Raw genomic sequence first — 20,045 nt, 5'->3', positions numbered from 1 at the left:
AAATTAATCAACCTAGAAATTCCTTAATCTCTTGAATTAGTGTAAAATTAATATGCAAACTGAACCAAAACCAGGAACACTTTATATTGTGGCTACACCCATTGGCAACTTAGAAGATATGACTTTTAGGGCGGTGCGAATTTTGCAAGCAGTAGATATGATTGCAGCAGAAGATACAAGACATACAGGAAAATTATTGCAACATTTTCAAGTCAGAACTCCCCAAATCAGTTATTATGAACATAATAGTAATAGTCGCATTCCTGAATTACTAGAGTATTTGCAATATGGAAAAGCGATCGCATTAGTAAGTGATGCAGGAATGCCAGGAATTTCTGACCCCGGATATGAGTTAATTAAGGCCTGTATTGATAAGAATATAAATGTTGTCCCTATTCCCGGTGCAAGTGCTGTAATTACGGCTTTAAGTGCGGCTGGATTACCAACTGATAGATTTATTTTTGATGGGTTTTTGCCGGCTAAAAGTCAAAGACGAAAGGAATATTTAACATCTTTAAAAGGAGAATCTCGAACTTTGGTTTTTTATGAATCACCCCACAGACTACGAGATACTTTAGCAGATTTGGGAGAGATTTTAGGCAGCGATCGCTATGCAGTTATAGCACGAGAACTGACTAAATTATATGAAGAATTTTGGCGAGGAACTATTGGAGAAGGAATTGCTAATTATCAAGAAAAAGAACCCCAAGGGGAATATACTCTTTTAGTAGCAGGAACTCCATCTAATAAACCTCAACTCACAGAAGCCGAATTAAAAAATGAGTTATTATCAATGCTCAAACAAGGTATTTCTCGTTCTCAAGCTAGTCGAGAGATAGCCAAGGATACAGGTTTACCTCGTCGCTATCTCTATCAACTAGCTTTGACAATTGAAATGAATTTGTAAAAATGAATTTGTAAATCTGTAATCAGCCCATAATTGGGCTAAATTTTAGAAGACCTGAATTGAGCGTTTTATTTTCTGATAGGTACAATGCCAATATTAAAACTAATACAAACTCGATCTTCGTTGCTCATATTCATTTCTACACCATGTAAAAGCCAACTGGGAAATATTAACATTGTCCCTACACAGGCTTTGTAGGTTATTCTCGGTAGAGTCCATAAGTTAAACTCTACAGATGGTGGTATGATCATCTGTGATCCTGGTCGAGGATCGCAAAAAAATATGCCGCCACAATTTTCAGGAGCTTGCAAATAGTAAACCCCACTTAAAATGGAATTAGGGTGATTATGTACAGAATTAGCAGCAAATTTACGATTAATAATTCCCCAACAAGTTGTAATTTTGAGGCTGAATTTTTCTAAATCCCATTGTAGAAATGTGGCAACTTCTAAAACATTTTTATTGATAATTTGTGTGAAGTTGTGAAATGATTCTCGTTGGTGTAAATTATCTACACTATGCCATCCTAACATATTTGACCATTGCTCACCTTTACTATCTTGCTGTTCTTCCGTATAGATAGTTTGTAATAAGATGGGATTTAATTGTTGATGATTTTCTACTGGAAAGTGCCAAATAGATGTGGGAAACCAATCATTTCTACAACCAGACATAATTTTGATTTTTAACTTATTTTTTTACTTATATAGAAGATAAGTATCATGGAACTAAGGATTTTAGGAGTGCGAAGACTCCAAAATCCCCAATTATTTGATAATAGCTGATAATAGCTAAAACTAGCGCAATGCTGGTGGTAATCGTGGTCTACCTGTGGAAATTGCATAGTTAATGACTAACAGTTGCAACCATAATCCAGGAAAACGAGTTTCTAACCAAGACTGACTCCATTTTAAAAACTGTGGTAACCATGCTCCCAAAATAACACTAATTAAAGCATGACGGGCAAAGTTGAAATAATTGCCAACCCAACGTAATAAATCTTGCCAACCTGCTAGTTGCCAAATCCACAATAGCAATGGTGGATTTTTGCTCGCTGCTTTCAATGCTAGACGGTTAAAGGTAAACCAATCACAGCGGTCTTTAATGAAATTATCTGTCACTTCTGGGGTTTCATCTACTAATAATCCAAAGAAAGTATTCAACATGGAATTTATCAGTTGGGGAGGGATAAATTTACCAGTGGGAACCATCATTCCCTTAGAAAATAACCACATTACAGCCACATTACTTTGATAAGCACGAATTTTATTTAAGTAATGAGAACTCAATAAATCATGCTTGAGAGCGGTATTTAATAGGGTGGTTAACCGTTCTAAATTACGGACTAAAGAACCAAAACCAGTAAACACTAAAGGAGATTGAAGAGAAGCAGCATCACCAATAGCAATTAATCTATCTACAGCAATTTTGCGATCGCTACCACTTATACTAAAATGTCCTGGTATATAGCCAAAGGTCGGTTTTTTCCAAACTAATTTATCTAAATCACAACGCCGATATTCTGGCAAAATTGTAAAAAAGTCCTCATACATTTCCAACAAAGAACCGGGATTTTTGGCATTTACTTCATGATAGTGAAATAGATAAATTGTTAATTCTTCCCCAACTCCAGGAAACAACTCCCAAATTAATTGTCTTCCCCGAGAAATGTCCCCATGACTATAAAGAACATCCCCATATTCAGAATCCCACACTCCAGGTTCAAAGCCTTTTTCAATTACTGCTCCCACGGTGGGACACACACTATCAAAGGCTCTACCACCATTTAATTGCCAAGCAATGGGTGAAGCAGTTCCCATGGCATCTATCAATAAACGTCCAGTGACTTGCTTTTGATTGCCGGTGGGCAAATGCTTGACATTAATACTCACTTGTGTAACACTAATATCAACTCGCAAAAACTCAGTTTCGTCGGAAATATCGCCACCAGCAGCTTTAAGTTTCTCTCCACATAATGCCAATAACTTCTCTGAATCTAAAGCTATATTTAGAACGGTGGGCGTGTGGAGGACAGGTGCTTTTAACTTAGAGGGGTTATTAGCATCAAAAAACTTATTAAACCCGTCTTGATACTCTCTAGAAATAATTGTTTCTAGTTCAGCATTTGTTAATAAACCCAAATTGATTAAACTTTGGATTTCATCACGGGAAATATTCCATTCTCGGTTCATTCTGCCAAAGGGTAATCGTTCCACTAACAGCACCTTATAGCCCAATTTAGCCATGACTGCTGCATGAATTGACCCCAAAGCCCCACCAATGTAAATGATGTCATATTCAGGACTGATTTTCTCTTTTTTCTGGCTATTCCCCTGATAAAATACGACTTGACGGGGCTTTTGAGGATTTTTCACCCCTTCTCTCCACTGTTGCTCCCACCAGTAAACCCGCTGGAGGTGATATTCCCCATTAGTCATTTTTTGGAAATATTTGACAGTTAGGGGATAATATGGTTCTAGCTGTGGAAAAATTGACTTTTGGGCATCAATCACAGGTGGTTCTGGATAGCAGTTGGGAAAGCGGCTTCTAATTTCCTCGGTTAGATGTTTGAGAATGGGTCTCTCACTGGGAAAAGGTTGTTCTCCCCAACGGAATACTTTCAAATAAGTTGTCCGCTGCACCGACCAAACAAATACAGACAGTTCTACGTCTCTAGCAGCGGTATTTTGAGTCGGTATTTTTCCACGAAAGCCGTTTGGGGTGATGAATTTTTCCCCATGTTCTAGAATAAAATCCTTTTGTAGCCACTGAAGTACGGATATTGTATCAGGGGTAGGAATTTCTAAATAAAGAAGTTCTTGCATATTGTCCTCGTATTCCTCGTAAATCTACTCACCTAGACAGAGTTAAAAAAGGCAGAAACTAGGTTAAACTCTGCCCTAATTAGTTTCATAAAGATTCCATGAAGAATTTTAATGATTAATCAAGTTTATTGTTCATATTGTAAATTTTGTAAACATCAGCCATGAATTATCCTATCCCAGACAGTCCCCAAGAAATTTCTGCACTGAGAAAACAGCCAGTTGATGAAGAATTAGTAGCTGCGGTAATCGCTGGTGTAGTTAAAGTTGTTCGTTCTCAGGGTCAGTCTTTAGACCAATTAACCGCTCAGGTGTTGGAAGATGACCAGATGTTAGATCAACAACAAAGACGTTGGTTAAGTAAGTTGGTTGCCCAAGCATGGGATAATTTTCCCTAAGAGGATGAATGCAATTAAATCAGCGGTTAGAAACCGTATCTACACATACAAAACCCACCAAAGTGGGTTTAGAACCCTTATCATAAACTATAAGGTATAAGTGAAACTTTCCACTAACATACCCGGAACTAAACTACCTCCTAATTGCCGATTTTCGTAAGTTCCGACTTCAGGAATAAATTCTTGGAAGTTGGTGAAATCAACTAAATTTTCTAGTCCCCAAAAACAATAGAGACTTTCATCAAAGCGGAGATTAGCAATGGGGGCAATAATTTCCCCATTTTCTACCCAAAAGCAAGCATAACGAGTCATACCTGTAATTCTACCAGATGGGCGATCGCTCCAATTCAAATAATGTAAATTAGAAACATATAATCCTGTATCTAAACTGGGTAAAATCTGCTCAAAACTCAAATTACCGGGGCTGATTTCTGGAGAACGTAAAGTTTCTGAAATATTCGCACCATTAGCTCGTTTGTTGTATTCCTTCGCAGTGCGAGAATTAACTAAACTATTAATTAAAATACCTTTTTCAATTAAAGTTAATTCTGGTGCAGCCATTTCTCCCAAATTATTAAACCGAGGAACTAAACCACTTTTAAAATTTTCTTTTAAAGTAAACTTTTGAGAAAGTTGTTTTTCTTGACGGGATAAAGCAGCTAAAGCACTATTACCTTGTTGAATATCAGCTTCACTAATAGCGCCCCAGGAAAGCATACCCAATAAATCGGCCACCGCAGCGGGAGCAAAATAGGTTTTGTATTGTCCTTTTGGTAATTCTTTAACTGGACGAGATAGGATTTCTAATTGCTTTTTCCCATCATTTATTTTAGCTAAATAAGCAGCTTCATTCCATTCAATTCCAGCAAAAGTTCCCTTTACAGCTTGTCCTGATGCCATAAATAGAGAATAATCTAAATTAAATAAATCAGTCGCAAACCAGTGTTTTTGTCCATTAGAATCACCATAACCTCTGATGACAATTCCCCCAGCATACATACCAGTAAAATCTAAATTACTCACAGTTTCCAAAATACTGGGAACTAATATTTCTGGAGTTAATAATTTACCAATATTAACCTCTTGACTGGTATTATTTCCTGATGGTAGAACCAAATAAGGGTCAATTGGTAATAATGGTAATTCATCGCGTAATTCTTGTAAAGCTGTATCAGCTAATTCCCAATCTATTTCCCAATTATTTGTCCAGGGAAACTGACGAAAACTACTACGTTGATTGGCCATTAATGTTAGTTGAATCGAACCATCATGAACATAGCCTGTCTGTCTAACTTTCGCAGAATTAAACCGAGTAAATTGACTGCCTTCGCTGCTAAGTCTGATGGTAAAATGTTCATGCTCTGCTTTTTTAATCAATAGAATTTCCAGAAGTTGATTAAAGGTTTTTTCTAAAGTTGATAATTCTTGGATGTTCATTTTTTAAATTGTCTCTGGGTCAATATTTAATTCTCGCAATTTTGCTGCTAAACCTTCGGCTCTTCTAGCTTCCCATTCTGCTCTTTGGGCTTCTATTTCTGCTCTTTGCAATTGTATTGCTGTTTTTTTAGTTTCCTCTTGGGCGGTTTCTTCTGGTGTAGGTACTAACTCTCCTGCTGGAGTAAAATACCTTAACAATCCTTGGTTAATTCCTAAATATAAACCTAACTGCTCACTCCATAAATGTCCTTTCTCATTTGCTTCTAAAGGCTGATATTTTCCAGTTAAATAAAAACCTGCAAATTCTAATGTATAAGGGTCAAACCAAAAATAATCTGGGGTGCGGAAAGTATTTTGATAAATTTCTTTTTTATATTCTTTATCAGTATTGGCTGTACTGGGTGCAAGAATTTCTAAAATGAAATTAGGATATTTACCATCTTCTTCCCAAACTACCCAACTTTCAGGAGTTTTGCGTTCAGTTTCTAGGACAACAAAAAAATCAGGATCTCGGAAAAATTGTGATTTTTTTTGGTTAGGACTATAGTAAATAGTCAAATTTCCCGCAGCATAAAAATCTGTTCTATCTTTCCATAACCATTCTAAACATTTGAAAAGTAAAATTATTTGTCGTAAATGTAGTTCTGTTTCCACTGTCGGTTCATCACTGTCTAAATCACTAGGCGGAAATGTTACATCTGCGGAGATGTCTTGTTGAACTTCTAATTCTTGAGCAATGATCATATTGATATGGCATCAAGTAGCTACTTGTTTATTGTAGCATTAATTAAAGATCAATACATTTCCTTGAATTATCTTGAATTATGTAGTTAGGTTGACGCAAGGAAACCAAACATGATCAATCATGTAGTTGGGTTGCGCTATCACTTAGCCCAACCTACTTAAACTTTGCACCATTGCGCGAAACATAATTCATTAACCACCACCAAAAACTTCCACATTGGCAAATGCACAAACTGGTGAACCATGACCTACAAAAATCATTTGATTTGGTTCTCCTTTACCGCAATGAGGCGCTCCATAAATTTGCCAATTGCTACTATCTCCAACTTGAATTAAACTATGCCAAAATTCTGGAGTAGTGGCGCGATAGTTAGGATTACGTAGGGTTTTTGTCAATTTACCATTTTCAATTAATTTCGCATATTCGCAACCAAATTGAAATTTATAACGTTGATCATCTATTGACCAAGAACGGTTAGATTCCATGTAAATACCATGTTCTATACCGGCGATAATTTCCTCAAAGGTGGCGTTTCCTGGTTCTAAATTCAAGTTAGCCATTCTGTCTATAGGGGGACGATTCCAGGAACAAGCTCGCGCACAAGCAACACCTGGTAAATCTGCTCTGGTTTGACTTTCTAAACTGCCTAAACCTCTTTGTAAAATCCCTTTTTTAATGATATATTCTTTGGTGGCTATTGCACCAGTATCATCAAAACCATAACTGGCAAATTCACCTGTTACTGTAGGATCAAAGGTAATATTCATCAAAGGTGAACCATATTCTAATTTACCAAAATCATCTTTGGTAACAAAGCTACCTCCAGCATAGTTGCGTTCATCTCCTAAAATCCGGTCAAGTTCTAAAGGATGTCCGATACTTTCATGAATTTGTAGCATCATTTGATCTGGTGCTAAAACTAAATTAGTCCGGGTATTTGGACATTCTGCGGCTGTTAATAATTCTAATGCCTGTTCACCAACCTTTTGGACTTGATGCCATAAGTTATCTTCTTGAAAGAGTTCCCAACCTCCTTGATAATAGTTTGCTTCTTGTCCATTGTTAGTGCGTTGTTGGACGATTTTTCCATCTTTGGCTATGGTGCTAAAATGATTCCCCAATGTGAGAATTTTTTGATATACTTCTGACCCGTTACTACTGATAAACCAAGTTTCTTTTTGATGTGTACTAACTCTGGCTGTTGTTTGCACGATTTTATCGTTAATTTTTAGTCCCTGACAAATCCTAATTAGTAAGTCATTGATCTCTCCAGGACTAATAGCATTAAATGGTTCTAAATATGGTGATTGATATTCACCAACTACTTGAGGACGGATATTTTCACTAATAGGATATATCCACCATTTCCTAGCTGCTAATGCTTGTTTATAGGCAATTTGGGCAGCATTTTGTAAACTAGAAATATTTAAGGAATTAGTAGCAGCATAACCTAAACAGCCATCAACCATCACTTCTATCATTGCTCCCATATTCAATGATTTACCGTTGCTTTGGGGTAAACCATCACGCACATAATTGTGTGTAGAAGTTGTTTTAACGGCTCTAATTCCTACCCAATCGGCTGGTATATTCAAATTAGCGATCGCTTTTGTTAATTCTGTCCACATAATTGCAATTAAAAGTTAAGTAGGTTAACGTTAAAAATTGTTGTTATAGCACTAGGTAATAGGCAAGGGTGAAGAAGTTTTCAGTGATTTTACTTTCCTTGACACAGTTTCGTTTTATTGTGTTGACCTACTTAAATTACACTAGTAAAATGACACAAAACAAAAAATTATTATCTTGACTTTTTGTCATTATACAGCACGGACGTAAATTGTACAATTTCCTATACCGTGGTCATGACTCTCTTCGAGAGGCTACACAAACAAAATTAGGGCTAAAGCCCTGTTACCACTTTATACTTTATTACTTCTTAATTTTCTCTAATAATCTATTTATTCTTTCTGCACACTTCAAAGCCTTTTTTGCCTGATTTGAGGTACTTATTGCTTCATGATATAAAGTTTTTGCAACCTCTAAATAACTTGACCAGTCGAATTTCATTCAAACTCCAAATCTATAGAGAGGTTTACAGCAACTCCTAATGAAGCATTGAGTCACCAATTTCCATCAAATTCATTTTGTTTATTTAAAGCTTCATCTACAGATTCTGGACTCACGCAGATAGAAACAATAAGATATTCCCATTCTGAAGATTCAGGATCAATATACAACTTTAATCTTAATTTCTCAGTTGGGAAATACTTTCTTATCTGTGGATATGCTTCTAGAATAACATCTATCAAATTTGAATGATTTTGCAAAAATCTGTTGACACCAAGAATGTTTTCTATTGTGTAAAATTTAGAAATATAAAGGTTCATCAATTTTTATAATTAATGTAATACCGAATTGATATTGTTGTGGAATTTTGAGACTCTTCATTTTCATTAAAGTTGATATTTTTGATCTTTGAAATTAATCTATATTTAGACTAGCATCAAAACCCTTGATTTTTTACATTCTTAAGGGCAGGCTTTTGAGCCTACCCCTAGACTATTCTTTCAAAACTGTCTTTGATGCGATTCTCGTCTTTTTCCGATCGCTTTTTGAAAGTTCTCCACCAACTTGTAAGCGAGTAGCAGAGGACTGTAGCACCGTTACCGCAGTGCTATCACCGATTTGTAAAGCGGTATTAGCAGCAGTTTGTAACATTGTAGCTGCACCTTTTGCGTCGCCTAGTGCCAATTTTGCCTCGGCCAATTGAGTTTGACGATATTTAGCTAAGAGCAAAATTGACTGTAATACCTGAGAATTGAGAGCGGGTTCGTAAGACCTGGTGAAATTAGCATATATTGGCGCTAAAGAGGAAAGTAAACCCTGTTTATTCAAAGATGGGTCATCATAGCGAATTTGGATATGGCCAATGACCTGTTTCCCTTCTGGGAATTGTCCCAGATAAATATTCGCTAAAACCACTCGTTCCACATCTTTCATTAAATCCCCCAACCGTAACACTAAAGTTCCATTAGCATCGGTTTCTAGTGGTAACTCAATAGTATCCGGGGCAACTTGGGCTATGGGTTTAAGTTCTGCTAACCGCACACCGGGAACGAAAGATAGCAGTAAATGGGCATTTGTTAACCCTACCAACTGCACCCGACGAAACAACCTGGCAAATTGAGTCACAGCTTGTTCAGGATTCTCGATATAAGCTAGAGTACCACCGCCCGCATCAGCGATTTTCTCCAGTAAATTTTGATTCCAGTCATCACCAAAACCCAGAGTGTTAATTGTGAGATTTAGTTTAGCGGCCTTTTTGGCTAGTTGTAAACAACGTTTATTGTCATTGGGTCCAATTTGCCATTTCCAGATTTGTAGCCCCTTATCCCCATGGCCATCTGTCAGTAAGAAAGCTTGGGAAACAGCGCCTTTTGTGCCTTTAAGTAGTTCTGTGATCCCCAAAGACAAACCTTCAGCAATGACCGTACCGCCAGCCGCCTTTAATTTGGCTTTTAGCTGGGTTTTGATACTATTCCTATCGCTAACGATTTGATTGGGGATAATGACCCTCGCAGTGCCAGCAAAAGCGATAACTGAAATGCGATCGCCTGGCTTTAATTGATCCAATAATTGTTCCACGGCTTGCATCACCGTATTCATGGGTTCACCAGACATAGAACCACTTTGATCGAGAATCAAGCACAGATTTAAGGGCAAAGTTTGTTCAAATCCAGCCGGAATCGCGGAAATAGAAATTGAGAGTTGACGTTGATTACTTACTTGGGCAGCATCAACGTTAGTATCATTTAAAGCCGATATTAGTTTAACTTTCATTGAGGGGAAGCATCTTGCAAAACAGTTTTTGAGACAATTCTGGTTTTTTTGCGATCGCTTTCTGATAACTCTTCCCCGGCTTGCAAGCGTGTAGCTGAAACTTGCAAAACCGTTGCACCATTATTATCACCCATTTGCAAAGCAGTTTTTGCCGCCGTTTGTAACATCGTCGCAGCACCAGCCCGATCACCTTGCTGTAATTTCGTTTCGGCTAACTGGGTTTGACGATATTTGGCTAAAGCTAAAATCCACTGTTTTACCTGGGGATTTAGTGCTGGTTGGTAGTCCCTGGTGACATGAGCGTAAATTGGTACATTAGGGGAGTATAGCCCGATGGGGTTATTGTGGGCGGGGTTATCGTAGCGAACTTGAATATTAGCGATCGCTTGCTTACCTTCTGGCAACTGTCCCACATAAATATTAACCAAAACCACCCTTTCCACGTCTGTCATTAAATCACCTAATCTCACCCCCAATCGGCCATCACTTTCTCTTTGTATTGGTAAATCAATGGTATCTGGAGACACTTGGGCAATAGGTTTTAGTTCTGCTAACCGCACATTTGGCATCAGTGATATTAACAGATAAGCGTTAGTCAATCCTACTGTTTGCATCCGATTGAACAATCTCCCAAACTCAGTTAATGCCTGATCTGGTTGTTGAATATAAGACAACGTACCCATGCCCGCATCAGCAATTTTCTCTAAAACCTTATCATTCCAATTGTCACCAAATCCTAATGTATTCAGGGTTAAATTATAACTGGCGGCTAATTGGGCAAATTTCAAACAGCGTTCATTATCACCATGTTCATTTTCCCCATCAGTGAGTAAAAATGCTTGAGAAACTGTATCTTGTTTACCTTTAGCCAATTCCTCAATTCCCAAACGCAAACCCTCATCAATAGAAGTTCCCCCTTCGGCGCTGAGTTGCTTAATTTGCCTTTTGATCGATTCTGGATCTTTAATTAACTGATTGGGAACTAAAACCTTAGCCCGATGGTCAAAAACAACAACACTGAGCCGATCTTCAGGACTCAAACGATCTACCAACAAACAGGCCGCAGTTTTCACAGTTTCCAGAGATTTTCCCCCCATTGAACCGCTATGATCGAGAATTAGGCATAAATTCAATGGTACAGCCCGATCTATAGTTTCACCACTGGCAGAAATAGAAATTGCTAATTGACGTTGAGTGCTGATTTGATTTGCGTCTACAGCACCATCATTCAGAGCCAGTTGCAAATTAACTTTCATAATTTCAATTTCCTATCTAGTCTACACATACACAATTTTATAGATAACTTCATCAGGTATCTTCCCGACTACGGAAAACAAGTTAATTAGATATTTTAGATATTTAGGTGGTCAGTTGTCAGTTGTCAAATGGGTAATGGGTAATGGGTAATGGGTAATGGGTAATTGGTGAGTCATTTTCTGTTTTAATCCTGTAAATCCTTAAATCTTCGACATCCTGTACCCCTTACGAGAGGGATTTCCGAGATTTTTCCCAAGGAACTGACATTATTTAGACATATTATAAATTAATATTTTTAATATTTTAATATTTTTCTGGTTATTTAATATCTGTCAAAATAGGTTGTAATACCACCAAATGTAAATTATATCTAGTATCTGCTTGCAAATAGCGCTGTTGTAGTGGTTGCCATTCTTGCCATAATTGATGACGATTGGCGGCTAATAGCGTCTTTAACCCTGGTAATTCCTTATCAAGTTCTGATTTGAAGATATTCTCTAACCACTCATGTAAAACCATATTATCTTGAATCATGCCCAAGATTTCTTGGATATTTTTAACATCATCAACATAAGCAGCAAAAGACTCACCATATAATTCAGTAAATAACTCCATTTGGTAGCGGAGACCTTTAGCTTGTTTCCGCAAACTATGAAGAGTTTCACCTTCTGTTTTTAAATGTTCTTCTAATTGAATTGGTGTCCATTTTGTTTGTATTACTTCTAATTCAATAATTTTAGTCCCAATTAACCATCCAGGGTGTAAGCAGAATTGACTAACTTCTGGTGAGAGTAAATCTGGTAATATATAATAAATTGGTACAGATGAAAAACCTTGATAACTGGGATTTTTTAACCAAGATTCACATTCATTTTTAAAGGATTCATAATGTTCATCTTTAAATGTTTTTTGAACATGAGAGAATGCAATTTCTCGCTGTTTATCCAATTCCGTAAAAGCTGTTTTAAGAAATTCCTGTTCTTTAGCAACTAAATGGGGTTGGTACTTTTTTTCCAAAATTTCTTCAAGGACATCTAAATCTCTAAGACCACCTAAAATCCGGGCAAATTTACCAATATTTTTATCACTAACTGATTTTGGTAAAATTAAATATTTTTCAAATCTACTCACAGCAGTTCTTAACCGTCGCATTCCCACCCGCATTTGATGTACTGCTTCTGGATCTTCGTCTTTTTTAACTGCTTTTTCCCATTTTATAGTTTTTTCAAAATGCTTTTCAATGGCTTGGTGTGCAGTTTCCGCGAGACTTTTGATTAATGTTTCTGTGGAGTTTTTCATAAATAAAAACAATTAGCAATAGAGTAATTTCATTCAAATAAAAATCAGTTTGTTTATACCTCTGTGATCTCTGTCTCTGGAGCGGTTCGTGAAATCAAATACAATTGCTATATCATAATATTTAAAAATATTTAAATATCTTTAAATATTAGTTGAAATAGCCTGTACCGGACAAGTAGGAATACATTGTTCACAAACAATACAACGTGATCGCACAAAAGCGAGTTTATACGTTTCTGGATTAATAGCAAGAGCTTCCGTCGGACAAACACCGGTACATAAACCACAGTGAACGCATATATCCTCATCAATGACAATTTCACCTAAACCCAGGGAAACATGAATATTTTGGGATCTCATCCATTCAATTGCTGCATCTAACTGATCAATATCCCCCAATAATTCTACCACCAATTTACCGATTTGATTAGGCGCAACTTGGGCGCGGATAATATTCGCAGCCACATTAAAATCCTTTGCTAGTCGGTAAGTAACTGGCATTTGAATTGCGCGTTTAGGAAAAGTCAGAGTAACTCTTTTTTTCATTAGCTGGGAAAACAGTAAACTAGATGATGAATTGAATTAATAAGTCTTAATAAATTGATTATGAGTACCGAAGCCCCTCTAAATTCTAGTAACCGCCTCAGAAACTTCCTAATTGTCATTGTAGCTACCCTGCTGGGAATTGCGCTGTTTTTGGGACTTAAGACGGATTCTACCTCAGTTTCCCTGGCAGAATTAGATCAAACTTCTATTCCCTTAGAAGTAGCCGTCAACAATGGAAAACCCTCTCTTGTGGAATTTTACGCTGATTGGTGTACAGTTTGTCAAAAAATGACACCGGACATAGCCAAACTCAGACAACAGTATGACAAAAACCTGAATTTTGTGATGTTGAATGTTGATAATACCAAATGGTTGCCAGAAATGCTCAAATATCGCGTAGATGGAATTCCCCACTTTGTATTTTTGGATAAACAAGGGGAAACCATAGCCGAAACCATTGGTGATATTCCCCGCACTATAATGGCCAGTAATTTAGAAGCCTTAATTATCGGCGCTACCCTTCCCCACATTCAAGGTCATGGCACAACTTCCCAATTTTCTGCCCCAGTCGCAACAGACACTAATCAAGATGATCCTCGTAGTCACGGTAGCCAAGTTGTAAATTAAGGTTTGTAGCGGGTAAAAGCAGAAAAGATGATCAAATCTTGTGGGGTGGGCATCTTGCCTGCCCTACCTGTGGGCATCTTGCTTGCCCTACCTGTGGGCATCTTGCTTGCCCTACCTGTGGGCATCTTGCTTGCCCTACCTGTGGGCATCTTGCTTGCCCTACCTGTGGGCATCTTGCCTGCCCTACCTGTGGGCATCTTGCCTGCCCTACCTGTGGGCATCTTGCTTGCCCTACCTGTGGGCATCTTGCTTGCCCTACCTGTGGGCATCTTGCTTGCCCTACCTGTGGGCATCTTGCTTGCCCTACCTATGCAAAAATTAAACACTATTAACCTAATCTTGTCAATATCATAGCTATCTTTTTTTGATCATGAGTTGCTACAGTGTTTAGTCTTGAAGCCGATAAAGTATTAAGTATGGTATCTAAAGAGATTTCCCGTGTCTGACTCATCCCCAAAGTATCTAATTAGCCTAGAGTTACGAGATTTACTCGTACAAAAACTCAGCACTCTTGAAAAAGACAATGTTTCCTTACAAAAGTCTTTAAAAGAACAGCAAACCCAAACCACAGCCCAAACAGAAGATCTATTCTTAGAACTTTTAGAAGTTGCCGATGCCTTAGAAGCCCTATTATACTATCTGGAGAACAATCCCCACCAAAGTTCAGAATTTATAGCCCGTCTACCCAACTCTATAAGTGCAGTCAATCGCAAATTTCTCAGTATATTAAGAAAACGCCAACTTTTACCTATAGAATTACAGGCAGAAACAGAGCCAGATTTTAACTTATGTCGCGTTATTGACCGGGAGGAAAGAACAGATATCCCAGACCAAACAATTACTAAAATCGTCCGTCGCGGATTTTATTGGGGTGAAAAAGTCCTCCGTCCCGCAGAAGTCATTACCGCTAAATCAGATCATGGTCATGAGGCACAAGGTAATGGGTAAATAAAATCGCTTCTGTTCCCTGAAATTCCCTTATACTCCCACTTACACTGTTAACTATTAACTATGACTCCTGACGAAAGTAATATAAAAGACACTTCTTCACCATCAAAAATGTGGAGTGGTTGGCCAGAAAATTTAGTTTTAATAACTATTGCCCTGAGTTTAGCACTCTTGATTCGGACTTTTATCGCTGAACCACGCTTGATTCCTTCCGCATCAATGTATCCTACTTTACATACAGGCGATCGCTTGGTAGTAGAAAAAGTATCATACCATTTTCATCCTCCCAAAATCGGTGATATCGTCGTTTTTAACTCACCACCAGAATTACAAAAACGGGGGTATCCTCAAAGCCAAGCCTTTATTAAACGGGTAATTGGTGAACCAGGAACAGTAATTAGCATCTCCCAAGGACTAGTTTACCTCAACGGTCAACCTTTAATAGAAGACTACATCGCTGAACCACCAAATCTTCCATTTCCAGAAATTCAAGTCCCAGAAGGTGCATTTTTCGTCATGGGAGATAACCGTAATGATAGTAATGATTCTCGCTACTGGGGTTTTGTCCCTAGTGAAAATCTCATTGGCCGGGCTACATTTCGCTTCTGGCCTCTTGACCGCATTGGCGTACTCTAGTTTGGCTTCCACACCCCTCTGGAAGTTAAGTCCCGTTTAGACAATATAATTTGAATTTGCTACTGCGTGGATTTCATGAAACAACCCACGCAGACGCGTTTTGTCTGGTCATTTAATCTCAAACTTACTATAGGTTCATTTTTTAGCTTCATTTTTTATTCACCAATTCTCATACAGGTTTTGGCTTAAATTGTTCCATAACGTACTCCATAACTACAGGTGACAAAGTATATTTACCTGCTTTTTCCTGAATTAAAGAGCGTGAATGTAGCCTTTCTATTGCTTGCCAAAAATGGGATCTAGAAATATGAGGTAATATATTTGCTAAATCAGTAATTGTTGTTAATTGCGAATTAGTTGCCAAATAATAGATGATTTGCTTTTCTATATCCCAGAGACAATTTAACTGTTGTTCTAGCAACCTGTGAAGATGATAACTGACTAATAGGGTATTCTGTGCTAGATATTTGTTAATATCACCATTAAATAATTTGATGATAGCATTAACAGCTATTTGAATTTTTAAAGGATTATTACCATATAAATTGCATAATTCATATTTTTGTTGTTCTGTCCCCAATAGTTGTTTTGATTGTATCAAAGAAAACGCTACTACTAAAGAACCAAACAACTTCAAAGAACGTACTGAGGATGACCAGTTTTCCAGTAAGCTGAATTCAATGGGTTGATTTCGACTGGTGAAAATTAGACAGCTTTGATGATTGGTTTCCGCAATTATTTGGATAAAATGATTATACTTGCTATCAAACTCGTCTAAAACTATTTCGATGTGATCCAAGATAATTAAACAACGACGGGTACGCAAATAATACATAATTCGATGAATATTGGGTTTACTTTCCTTGTAATTGGACACCAAGGAAAGCATATCAGTGATCATCTCATCAAAGGATAAGACAGTAGGCACAGAACGCCAAAAAACGTAATCAAATTGATCTTGAATTTGTTGTGCTAGTTGGGTGGCTAAAGTTGTTTTTCCAACTCCACTGATACCGAATAATCCCAGTACACGACAACCATCTTCTAAAATCCATGACTGTAATTGTGTCAGTTCTTGGCTATATCCGTAAAATTCTGAAATATCAATTGCAGTTCCCCAGTCTAGAAATTGATTTGCATTTGGTTTTTTTTTTGCGTATTTGTGCGTATGCGGGGGGGTAGATATTACTTGAATATTGGTAGTAATTTCTTGCCAATCTAGATTTAATATACGACACATTCGTTTAAAACTATGATAGCTAACAGGTTTACCAGTCAGGAAATTACTAATTGTAGATAGGGATAATCCTGTATCACGAGCTAAAACTCTTTGGTTAGGGTATCCGTTGTCTGTAACTGCTAATTTTACTTTGGCAATGCAGTCATGACGAACTCTCAGTGATCTTGGCATTGATTTTTGTTAAGTAGTTGTTCACTTATATAGTGGGATGCTGGTATTTTAGGCAATTACCCATAACTTTAATTGTCTTTTTCCAAGCTAATAGATCAAGTAAGTAAATGTCAACTATGTACTTTACGGCTGATTTATCATCTATCTTGAGATAGATATTTAAACCATATTGGTGTCCGGTCGGTTACAAAGTCAATACAAAGTCTTTAAACCATATTGGTATTAAGGCGATCGCAAAGTCAGTACAAAGTCAGTACAAAGTCAGTACAAAATTGGTATAAAAATCTGTAAAGGTATGATATTATCGAGAAAATAACCATTCACAATACATAGGGTTATCTCCATGGCAATAACTTCATTTTTCAGAAACACTACCTTCATCTCTATTCCAGACGGCGGGGCAAGTAATCCTTATCCTTCAATTATCAATGTTTCTGGAACCAGTGGTAGCTTGACTAAGCTAACAGTCACCCTGACCAACCTCAACCATCTCTGGACAAATGACCTTGATGTGCTTTTAGTAAGTCCAACGGGCGCGAAGAGCATCCTGATGTCTGATGTAGGGCGTGATTCTACGAGTTTAACCAACGTTACTTTGACTTTTGATGCCACTGCCACTTCTAATCTTTCTGGATCTGATGCCATTAGCAGTGGTACTTATCGGCCAACTAATTTTGATTTTGATTTTGATTTTGATGGTTTTGATGACCCCGACTTTTTTGACTTCCCTGCCCCCGAAAGACCTTACAATACAGACTTTTCTGTTTTTAACGGTACTAACCCCAACGGTGAGTGGCGTCTCTACATCGTGGATGATGTTGATTTTGATTCGGGAAATGTTGCTGGTGGTTGGTCTCTCTCAATTACAACCGACCCTGGTGATGATAGTAATAACAACCTTCAGGGTACTATAGTTGATGACATGATCACTGGTCTTGGTGGTAATGATACCTTAACTGGTGGTGCGGGTAATGATACCTTAGTTGGTGGTGCAGGTGTTGATAGCTTAGTTGGTGGTGCGGGTGATGATGTCTATATTGTTGATAGCGCTGCTGACATCATTACTGAAAATGCCAATGACGGTGTAGACACCATTAATACTATTGTCTCCTACATTCTTGGAGATGCTCTCAACGTAGAAAACTTGACGTTACTAGATGGCGCTACTAACGGTACAGGAAACGCAGCTAATAACGTCATTACGGGTAACTCAGCCGCTAATATCCTCAATGGTGGTGCGGGTAATGATACCTTAGTTGGTGGTGCGGGTAACGACACCCTCGATGGTGGTGCGGGTGTTGATAGCTTAGTTGGTGGTGCGGGTGATGATGTCTATATTGTTGATAACACTTATGAAATCATTACTGAAAATGCCAATGACGGTGCAGACACCATTAAAACTAGTGTCACCTACATTCTTAGAGATGCTCTCAACGTAGAAAACCTGACTTTACTAGATGGCGCTATTAACGGTACAGGAAACGCAGCTAATAACGTCATTACGGGTAACTCAGCCGCTAATATCCTCAATGGTGGTGCTGGTAATGATACCCTTATTGGTGGTGCTGGTAATGATACTTATTATGTGGACAATACAGCAGATATCATCACAGAAGTTGATAATGGAGGAAATGATAGTGTTTTGACCGATGCAAATTACGCCCTAAGCGAATCTGTGGAAAACCTGACGTTGCAAGGAACAGCTACTATTAACGGTACAGGGAACGCAGCTAATAACATCATTACAGGTAACTCAGCCGCTAACACCCTCACAGGTAATGCTGGTAATGATACCCTCAATGGTGGTGCTGGTAATGATACCCTCAATGGTGGTGCTGGTAATGATACCCTCAATGGTGGTACGGGTATTGATAGCCTCATTGGTGGTGCTGGTAATGATATCTATCATGTGGACAATACAGCAGATATCATCACAGAAGTTGATAATGGAGGAAATGATAGTGTTTTGACCAATGCAAATTACGCCCTAAGCGAATTTGTGGAAAACCTGACGTTGCAAGGAACAGCTACTATTAACGGTACAGGAAACGCAGCTAATAACTTCATTACAGGTAACTCAGCCGCTAACACCCTCACAGGTAATGCTGGTAATGATACCCTCAATGGTGGTGCTGGTAATGATATCCTTACCGGAGGAGTTGGAAAAGATGCTTTAACTGGAGGGCTGGGAGTAGACCGTTTTGACTACCGCACTTTAGCTGATTCTGTTTTCAGTAACTTTGATGTTATTACCGACTTCAATGCTACTACTGGCAATGATTTATTAGTTGTTTCCACTGTCACCAGCTTCTATGATGCCGGGGCTGTGGCAATATTTAGTACATCTGAAATTGCAAAAAACTTACCTGCTACTGTGTTTACTGCTAACTCTGCGGCTCAATTTACCCTTGGTACTGGTGCTAATATCCGTACTTTTGTCGCTATTAATGACGCTACCGCAGGATTTAATGCCACTACTGATGCAATTATTGAGGTAAGAGGTTTAACTAGTCCTTTAGGACTCAATAACTTTACAACTGCCTTAGTGTAGTTTCTGGTATCCTCGAGGTAAACCACTTTGTAGAGACGTTTCATGAAATGTCTCTACATTAGCTTTAGTTTCTCCTGTGATTGATGGGATATGATCAAGATTCAATTATTAATAACCGCACATTAGACAATTTAAATGATTTGATCATATGGTGCGTTACTAATCGCTAACACACCCGACATACCATAAGTTAACCTATTTGTCAATGGTATATTTGTTCTACTAGTCAAAGTACATGATTTGCTGAATAATTTTTTCCCAATTGACTCTTTCAAACCACTGCTAATTTGTAAAGTTTTGTATATTTTTTCAAAATTGATCTCTGAAAGGACTGTAAATAAAGACTTTTACAGATCATCTTTTGAGCAGGGTAAAAAATTGACAATAATAACCCAATTATGAAATTCTCAATAATTCTAGCAAATCGCCGAAAGTATTGCAAGCTCGTTGCTAAATAAAAATAATTCTCAATTAATTGTTAAGAAAATCTAAAGTTGAATTTTCCTAAGTTATGAATATTAAAAGTATTATCTTATTATGATAAGTTTTAATTATGATTTATTGTGAACTCAGTTATAAGTAGTGATAACGGAAACAATAAACTCAAAACGCACCAGGAAA

The 20,045-nt window shown here is 37.7% G+C and carries 17 protein-coding genes; 6 read left to right on the top strand and 11 right to left on the bottom strand.

The genetic code is table 11. From position 1 onward, the window contains the following. The first annotated feature begins 52 nt into the window (after positions 1–52). Positions 53–907, top strand: coding sequence for a 16S rRNA (cytidine(1402)-2'-O)-methyltransferase (rsmI, locus tag FFO06_RS03970; protein ID WP_137906857.1), 855 nt, complete (start codon positions 53–55; stop codon positions 905–907). A 68-nt stretch (positions 908–975) separates the two neighbouring features. Here the strand turns inward: rsmI and FFO06_RS03965 are convergent, their stop codons facing one another. Together FFO06_RS03965 and FFO06_RS03960 are read right to left on the bottom strand one after the other, a co-directional pair. Further along, positions 976–1,581 (bottom strand): TIGR02466 family protein, encoded by a 606-nt coding sequence (locus FFO06_RS03965; RefSeq protein ID WP_137906856.1) that lies wholly within the window; start codon positions 1,579–1,581, stop codon positions 976–978. A gap of 123 nt (positions 1,582–1,704) precedes the next feature. Continuing rightward, positions 1,705–3,732: an NAD(P)/FAD-dependent oxidoreductase gene (locus FFO06_RS03960; RefSeq protein ID WP_137906855.1), complete on the bottom strand. Its 2,028-nt coding sequence runs from the start codon at positions 3,730–3,732 to the stop codon at positions 1,705–1,707. A gap of 161 nt (positions 3,733–3,893) precedes the next feature. Here FFO06_RS03960 and FFO06_RS03955 point away from each other — a divergent pair, with 161 nt between their 5' ends. Next, the gene (locus tag FFO06_RS03955) at positions 3,894–4,127 is read left to right on the top strand and encodes a hypothetical protein (RefSeq protein WP_137906854.1); all 234 of its coding nucleotides are present in this window, start codon (positions 3,894–3,896) and stop codon (positions 4,125–4,127) included. 87 nt (positions 4,128–4,214) lie between these two features. Here FFO06_RS03955 and FFO06_RS03950 read toward each other — a convergent pair whose 3' ends face one another. The 8 genes from FFO06_RS03950 to FFO06_RS03915 all read right to left on the bottom strand — a co-directional run bounded on the left by FFO06_RS03950 (position 4,215) and on the right by FFO06_RS03915 (position 13,251). Beyond that, positions 4,215–5,564: a TldD/PmbA family protein gene (locus FFO06_RS03950; protein WP_137906853.1), complete on the bottom strand. Its 1,350-nt coding sequence runs from the start codon at positions 5,562–5,564 to the stop codon at positions 4,215–4,217. 3 nt (positions 5,565–5,567) lie between these two features. Next, on the bottom strand, positions 5,568–6,308 hold the full coding sequence (locus FFO06_RS03945; RefSeq protein ID WP_137906852.1) for a Uma2 family endonuclease: 741 nt from the start codon (positions 6,306–6,308) through the stop codon (positions 5,568–5,570). A 192-nt stretch (positions 6,309–6,500) separates the two neighbouring features. Next, on the bottom strand, positions 6,501–7,937 hold the full coding sequence (locus FFO06_RS03940; protein ID WP_137906851.1) for a TldD/PmbA family protein: 1,437 nt from the start codon (positions 7,935–7,937) through the stop codon (positions 6,501–6,503). Positions 7,938–8,429: 492 nt separating this feature from the next. Next, positions 8,430–8,636 (bottom strand): hypothetical protein, encoded by a 207-nt coding sequence (locus FFO06_RS03935; RefSeq protein WP_137906850.1) that lies wholly within the window; start codon positions 8,634–8,636, stop codon positions 8,430–8,432. A gap of 232 nt (positions 8,637–8,868) precedes the next feature. After that, entirely contained in the window at positions 8,869–10,149 is a 1,281-nt protein-coding gene (locus FFO06_RS03930) for a vWA domain-containing protein (protein ID WP_137906849.1), read from the bottom strand. After that, a complete protein-coding gene (locus FFO06_RS03925) occupies positions 10,146–11,405 on the bottom strand; it encodes a vWA domain-containing protein (RefSeq protein WP_137906848.1) in 1,260 nt (419 codons plus the stop codon). The genes FFO06_RS03930 and FFO06_RS03925 overlap by 4 nt, the downstream gene beginning before the upstream one ends. Positions 11,406–11,724: 319 nt before the next feature. Next, positions 11,725–12,705, bottom strand: a complete 981-nt coding sequence (locus tag FFO06_RS03920; protein WP_137906847.1) for a CHAD domain-containing protein — start codon at positions 12,703–12,705, stop codon at positions 11,725–11,727. Between the two features lie 141 nt (positions 12,706–12,846). Then, positions 12,847–13,251 carry an NIL domain-containing protein gene (locus FFO06_RS03915; RefSeq protein ID WP_137906846.1) on the bottom strand — a complete coding sequence of 135 codons (405 nt, stop codon included), beginning with the start codon at positions 13,249–13,251 and terminating at the stop codon, positions 12,847–12,849. A gap of 60 nt (positions 13,252–13,311) precedes the next feature. Between FFO06_RS03915 and FFO06_RS03910 the strand changes: the two genes are divergently transcribed. The 3 genes from FFO06_RS03910 to lepB all read left to right on the top strand — a co-directional run bounded on the left by FFO06_RS03910 (position 13,312) and on the right by lepB (position 15,462). After that, positions 13,312–13,878, top strand: a complete 567-nt coding sequence (locus tag FFO06_RS03910; protein ID WP_137906845.1) for a thioredoxin family protein — start codon at positions 13,312–13,314, stop codon at positions 13,876–13,878. 438 nt (positions 13,879–14,316) lie between these two features. Beyond that, complete coding sequence (locus FFO06_RS03900) at positions 14,317–14,826, top strand: nucleotide exchange factor GrpE (RefSeq protein WP_137906843.1); 510 nt, start codon at positions 14,317–14,319, stop codon at positions 14,824–14,826. A gap of 63 nt (positions 14,827–14,889) precedes the next feature. Continuing rightward, positions 14,890–15,462, top strand: coding sequence for a signal peptidase I (lepB, locus tag FFO06_RS03895; RefSeq protein ID WP_137906842.1), 573 nt, complete (start codon positions 14,890–14,892; stop codon positions 15,460–15,462). A 169-nt stretch (positions 15,463–15,631) separates the two neighbouring features. On the opposite strand, the gene FFO06_RS03890 is transcribed toward lepB, so the two are convergent. After that, positions 15,632–16,873, bottom strand: coding sequence for a helix-turn-helix domain-containing protein (locus FFO06_RS03890; protein WP_137906841.1), 1,242 nt, complete (start codon positions 16,871–16,873; stop codon positions 15,632–15,634). Positions 16,874–17,216: 343 nt separating this feature from the next. Here FFO06_RS03890 and FFO06_RS03885 point away from each other — a divergent pair, with 343 nt between their 5' ends. Continuing rightward, positions 17,217–19,424 carry a calcium-binding protein gene (locus FFO06_RS03885; protein ID WP_137906840.1) on the top strand — a complete coding sequence of 736 codons (2,208 nt, stop codon included), beginning with the start codon at positions 17,217–17,219 and terminating at the stop codon, positions 19,422–19,424. The last annotated feature ends 621 nt before the right edge of the window (positions 19,425–20,045 follow it).

Source organism: Dolichospermum planctonicum, assembly GCF_005402965.1.
Classification (GTDB): domain Bacteria; phylum Cyanobacteriota; class Cyanobacteriia; order Cyanobacteriales; family Nostocaceae; genus Dolichospermum; species Dolichospermum planctonicum.
The sequence above is the reverse complement of the archived record's forward strand: the minus strand, read 5'-3'. Positions and strand labels throughout refer to the sequence as shown.

Bases quoted from the DNA above. Each gene is read 5' to 3' on its own strand.
- rsmI (WP_137906857.1), top strand. From the start codon at position 53: ATGCAAACTGAACCAAAACCAGGAACACTTTATATTGTGGCTACACCC.
- FFO06_RS03965 (WP_137906856.1), bottom strand. From the start codon at position 1,581: ATGTCTGGTTGTAGAAATGATTGGTTTCCCACATCTATTTGGCACTTT.
- FFO06_RS03960 (WP_137906855.1), bottom strand. From the start codon at position 3,732: ATGCAAGAACTTCTTTATTTAGAAATTCCTACCCCTGATACAATATCC.
- FFO06_RS03955 (WP_137906854.1), top strand. From the start codon at position 3,894: ATGAATTATCCTATCCCAGACAGTCCCCAAGAAATTTCTGCACTGAGA.
- FFO06_RS03950 (WP_137906853.1), bottom strand. From the start codon at position 5,564: ATGAACATCCAAGAATTATCAACTTTAGAAAAAACCTTTAATCAACTT.
- FFO06_RS03945 (WP_137906852.1), bottom strand. From the start codon at position 6,308: ATGATCATTGCTCAAGAATTAGAAGTTCAACAAGACATCTCCGCAGAT.
- FFO06_RS03940 (WP_137906851.1), bottom strand. From the start codon at position 7,937: ATGTGGACAGAATTAACAAAAGCGATCGCTAATTTGAATATACCAGCC.
- FFO06_RS03930 (WP_137906849.1), bottom strand. From the start codon at position 10,149: ATGAAAGTTAAACTAATATCGGCTTTAAATGATACTAACGTTGATGCT.
- FFO06_RS03925 (WP_137906848.1), bottom strand. From the start codon at position 11,405: ATGAAAGTTAATTTGCAACTGGCTCTGAATGATGGTGCTGTAGACGCA.
- FFO06_RS03920 (WP_137906847.1), bottom strand. From the start codon at position 12,705: ATGAAAAACTCCACAGAAACATTAATCAAAAGTCTCGCGGAAACTGCA.
- FFO06_RS03915 (WP_137906846.1), bottom strand. From the start codon at position 13,251: ATGAAAAAAAGAGTTACTCTGACTTTTCCTAAACGCGCAATTCAAATG.
- FFO06_RS03910 (WP_137906845.1), top strand. From the start codon at position 13,312: ATGAGTACCGAAGCCCCTCTAAATTCTAGTAACCGCCTCAGAAACTTC.
- lepB (WP_137906842.1), top strand. From the start codon at position 14,890: ATGACTCCTGACGAAAGTAATATAAAAGACACTTCTTCACCATCAAAA.
- FFO06_RS03890 (WP_137906841.1), bottom strand. From the start codon at position 16,873: ATGCCAAGATCACTGAGAGTTCGTCATGACTGCATTGCCAAAGTAAAA.
- FFO06_RS03885 (WP_137906840.1), top strand. From the start codon at position 17,217: ATGGCAATAACTTCATTTTTCAGAAACACTACCTTCATCTCTATTCCA.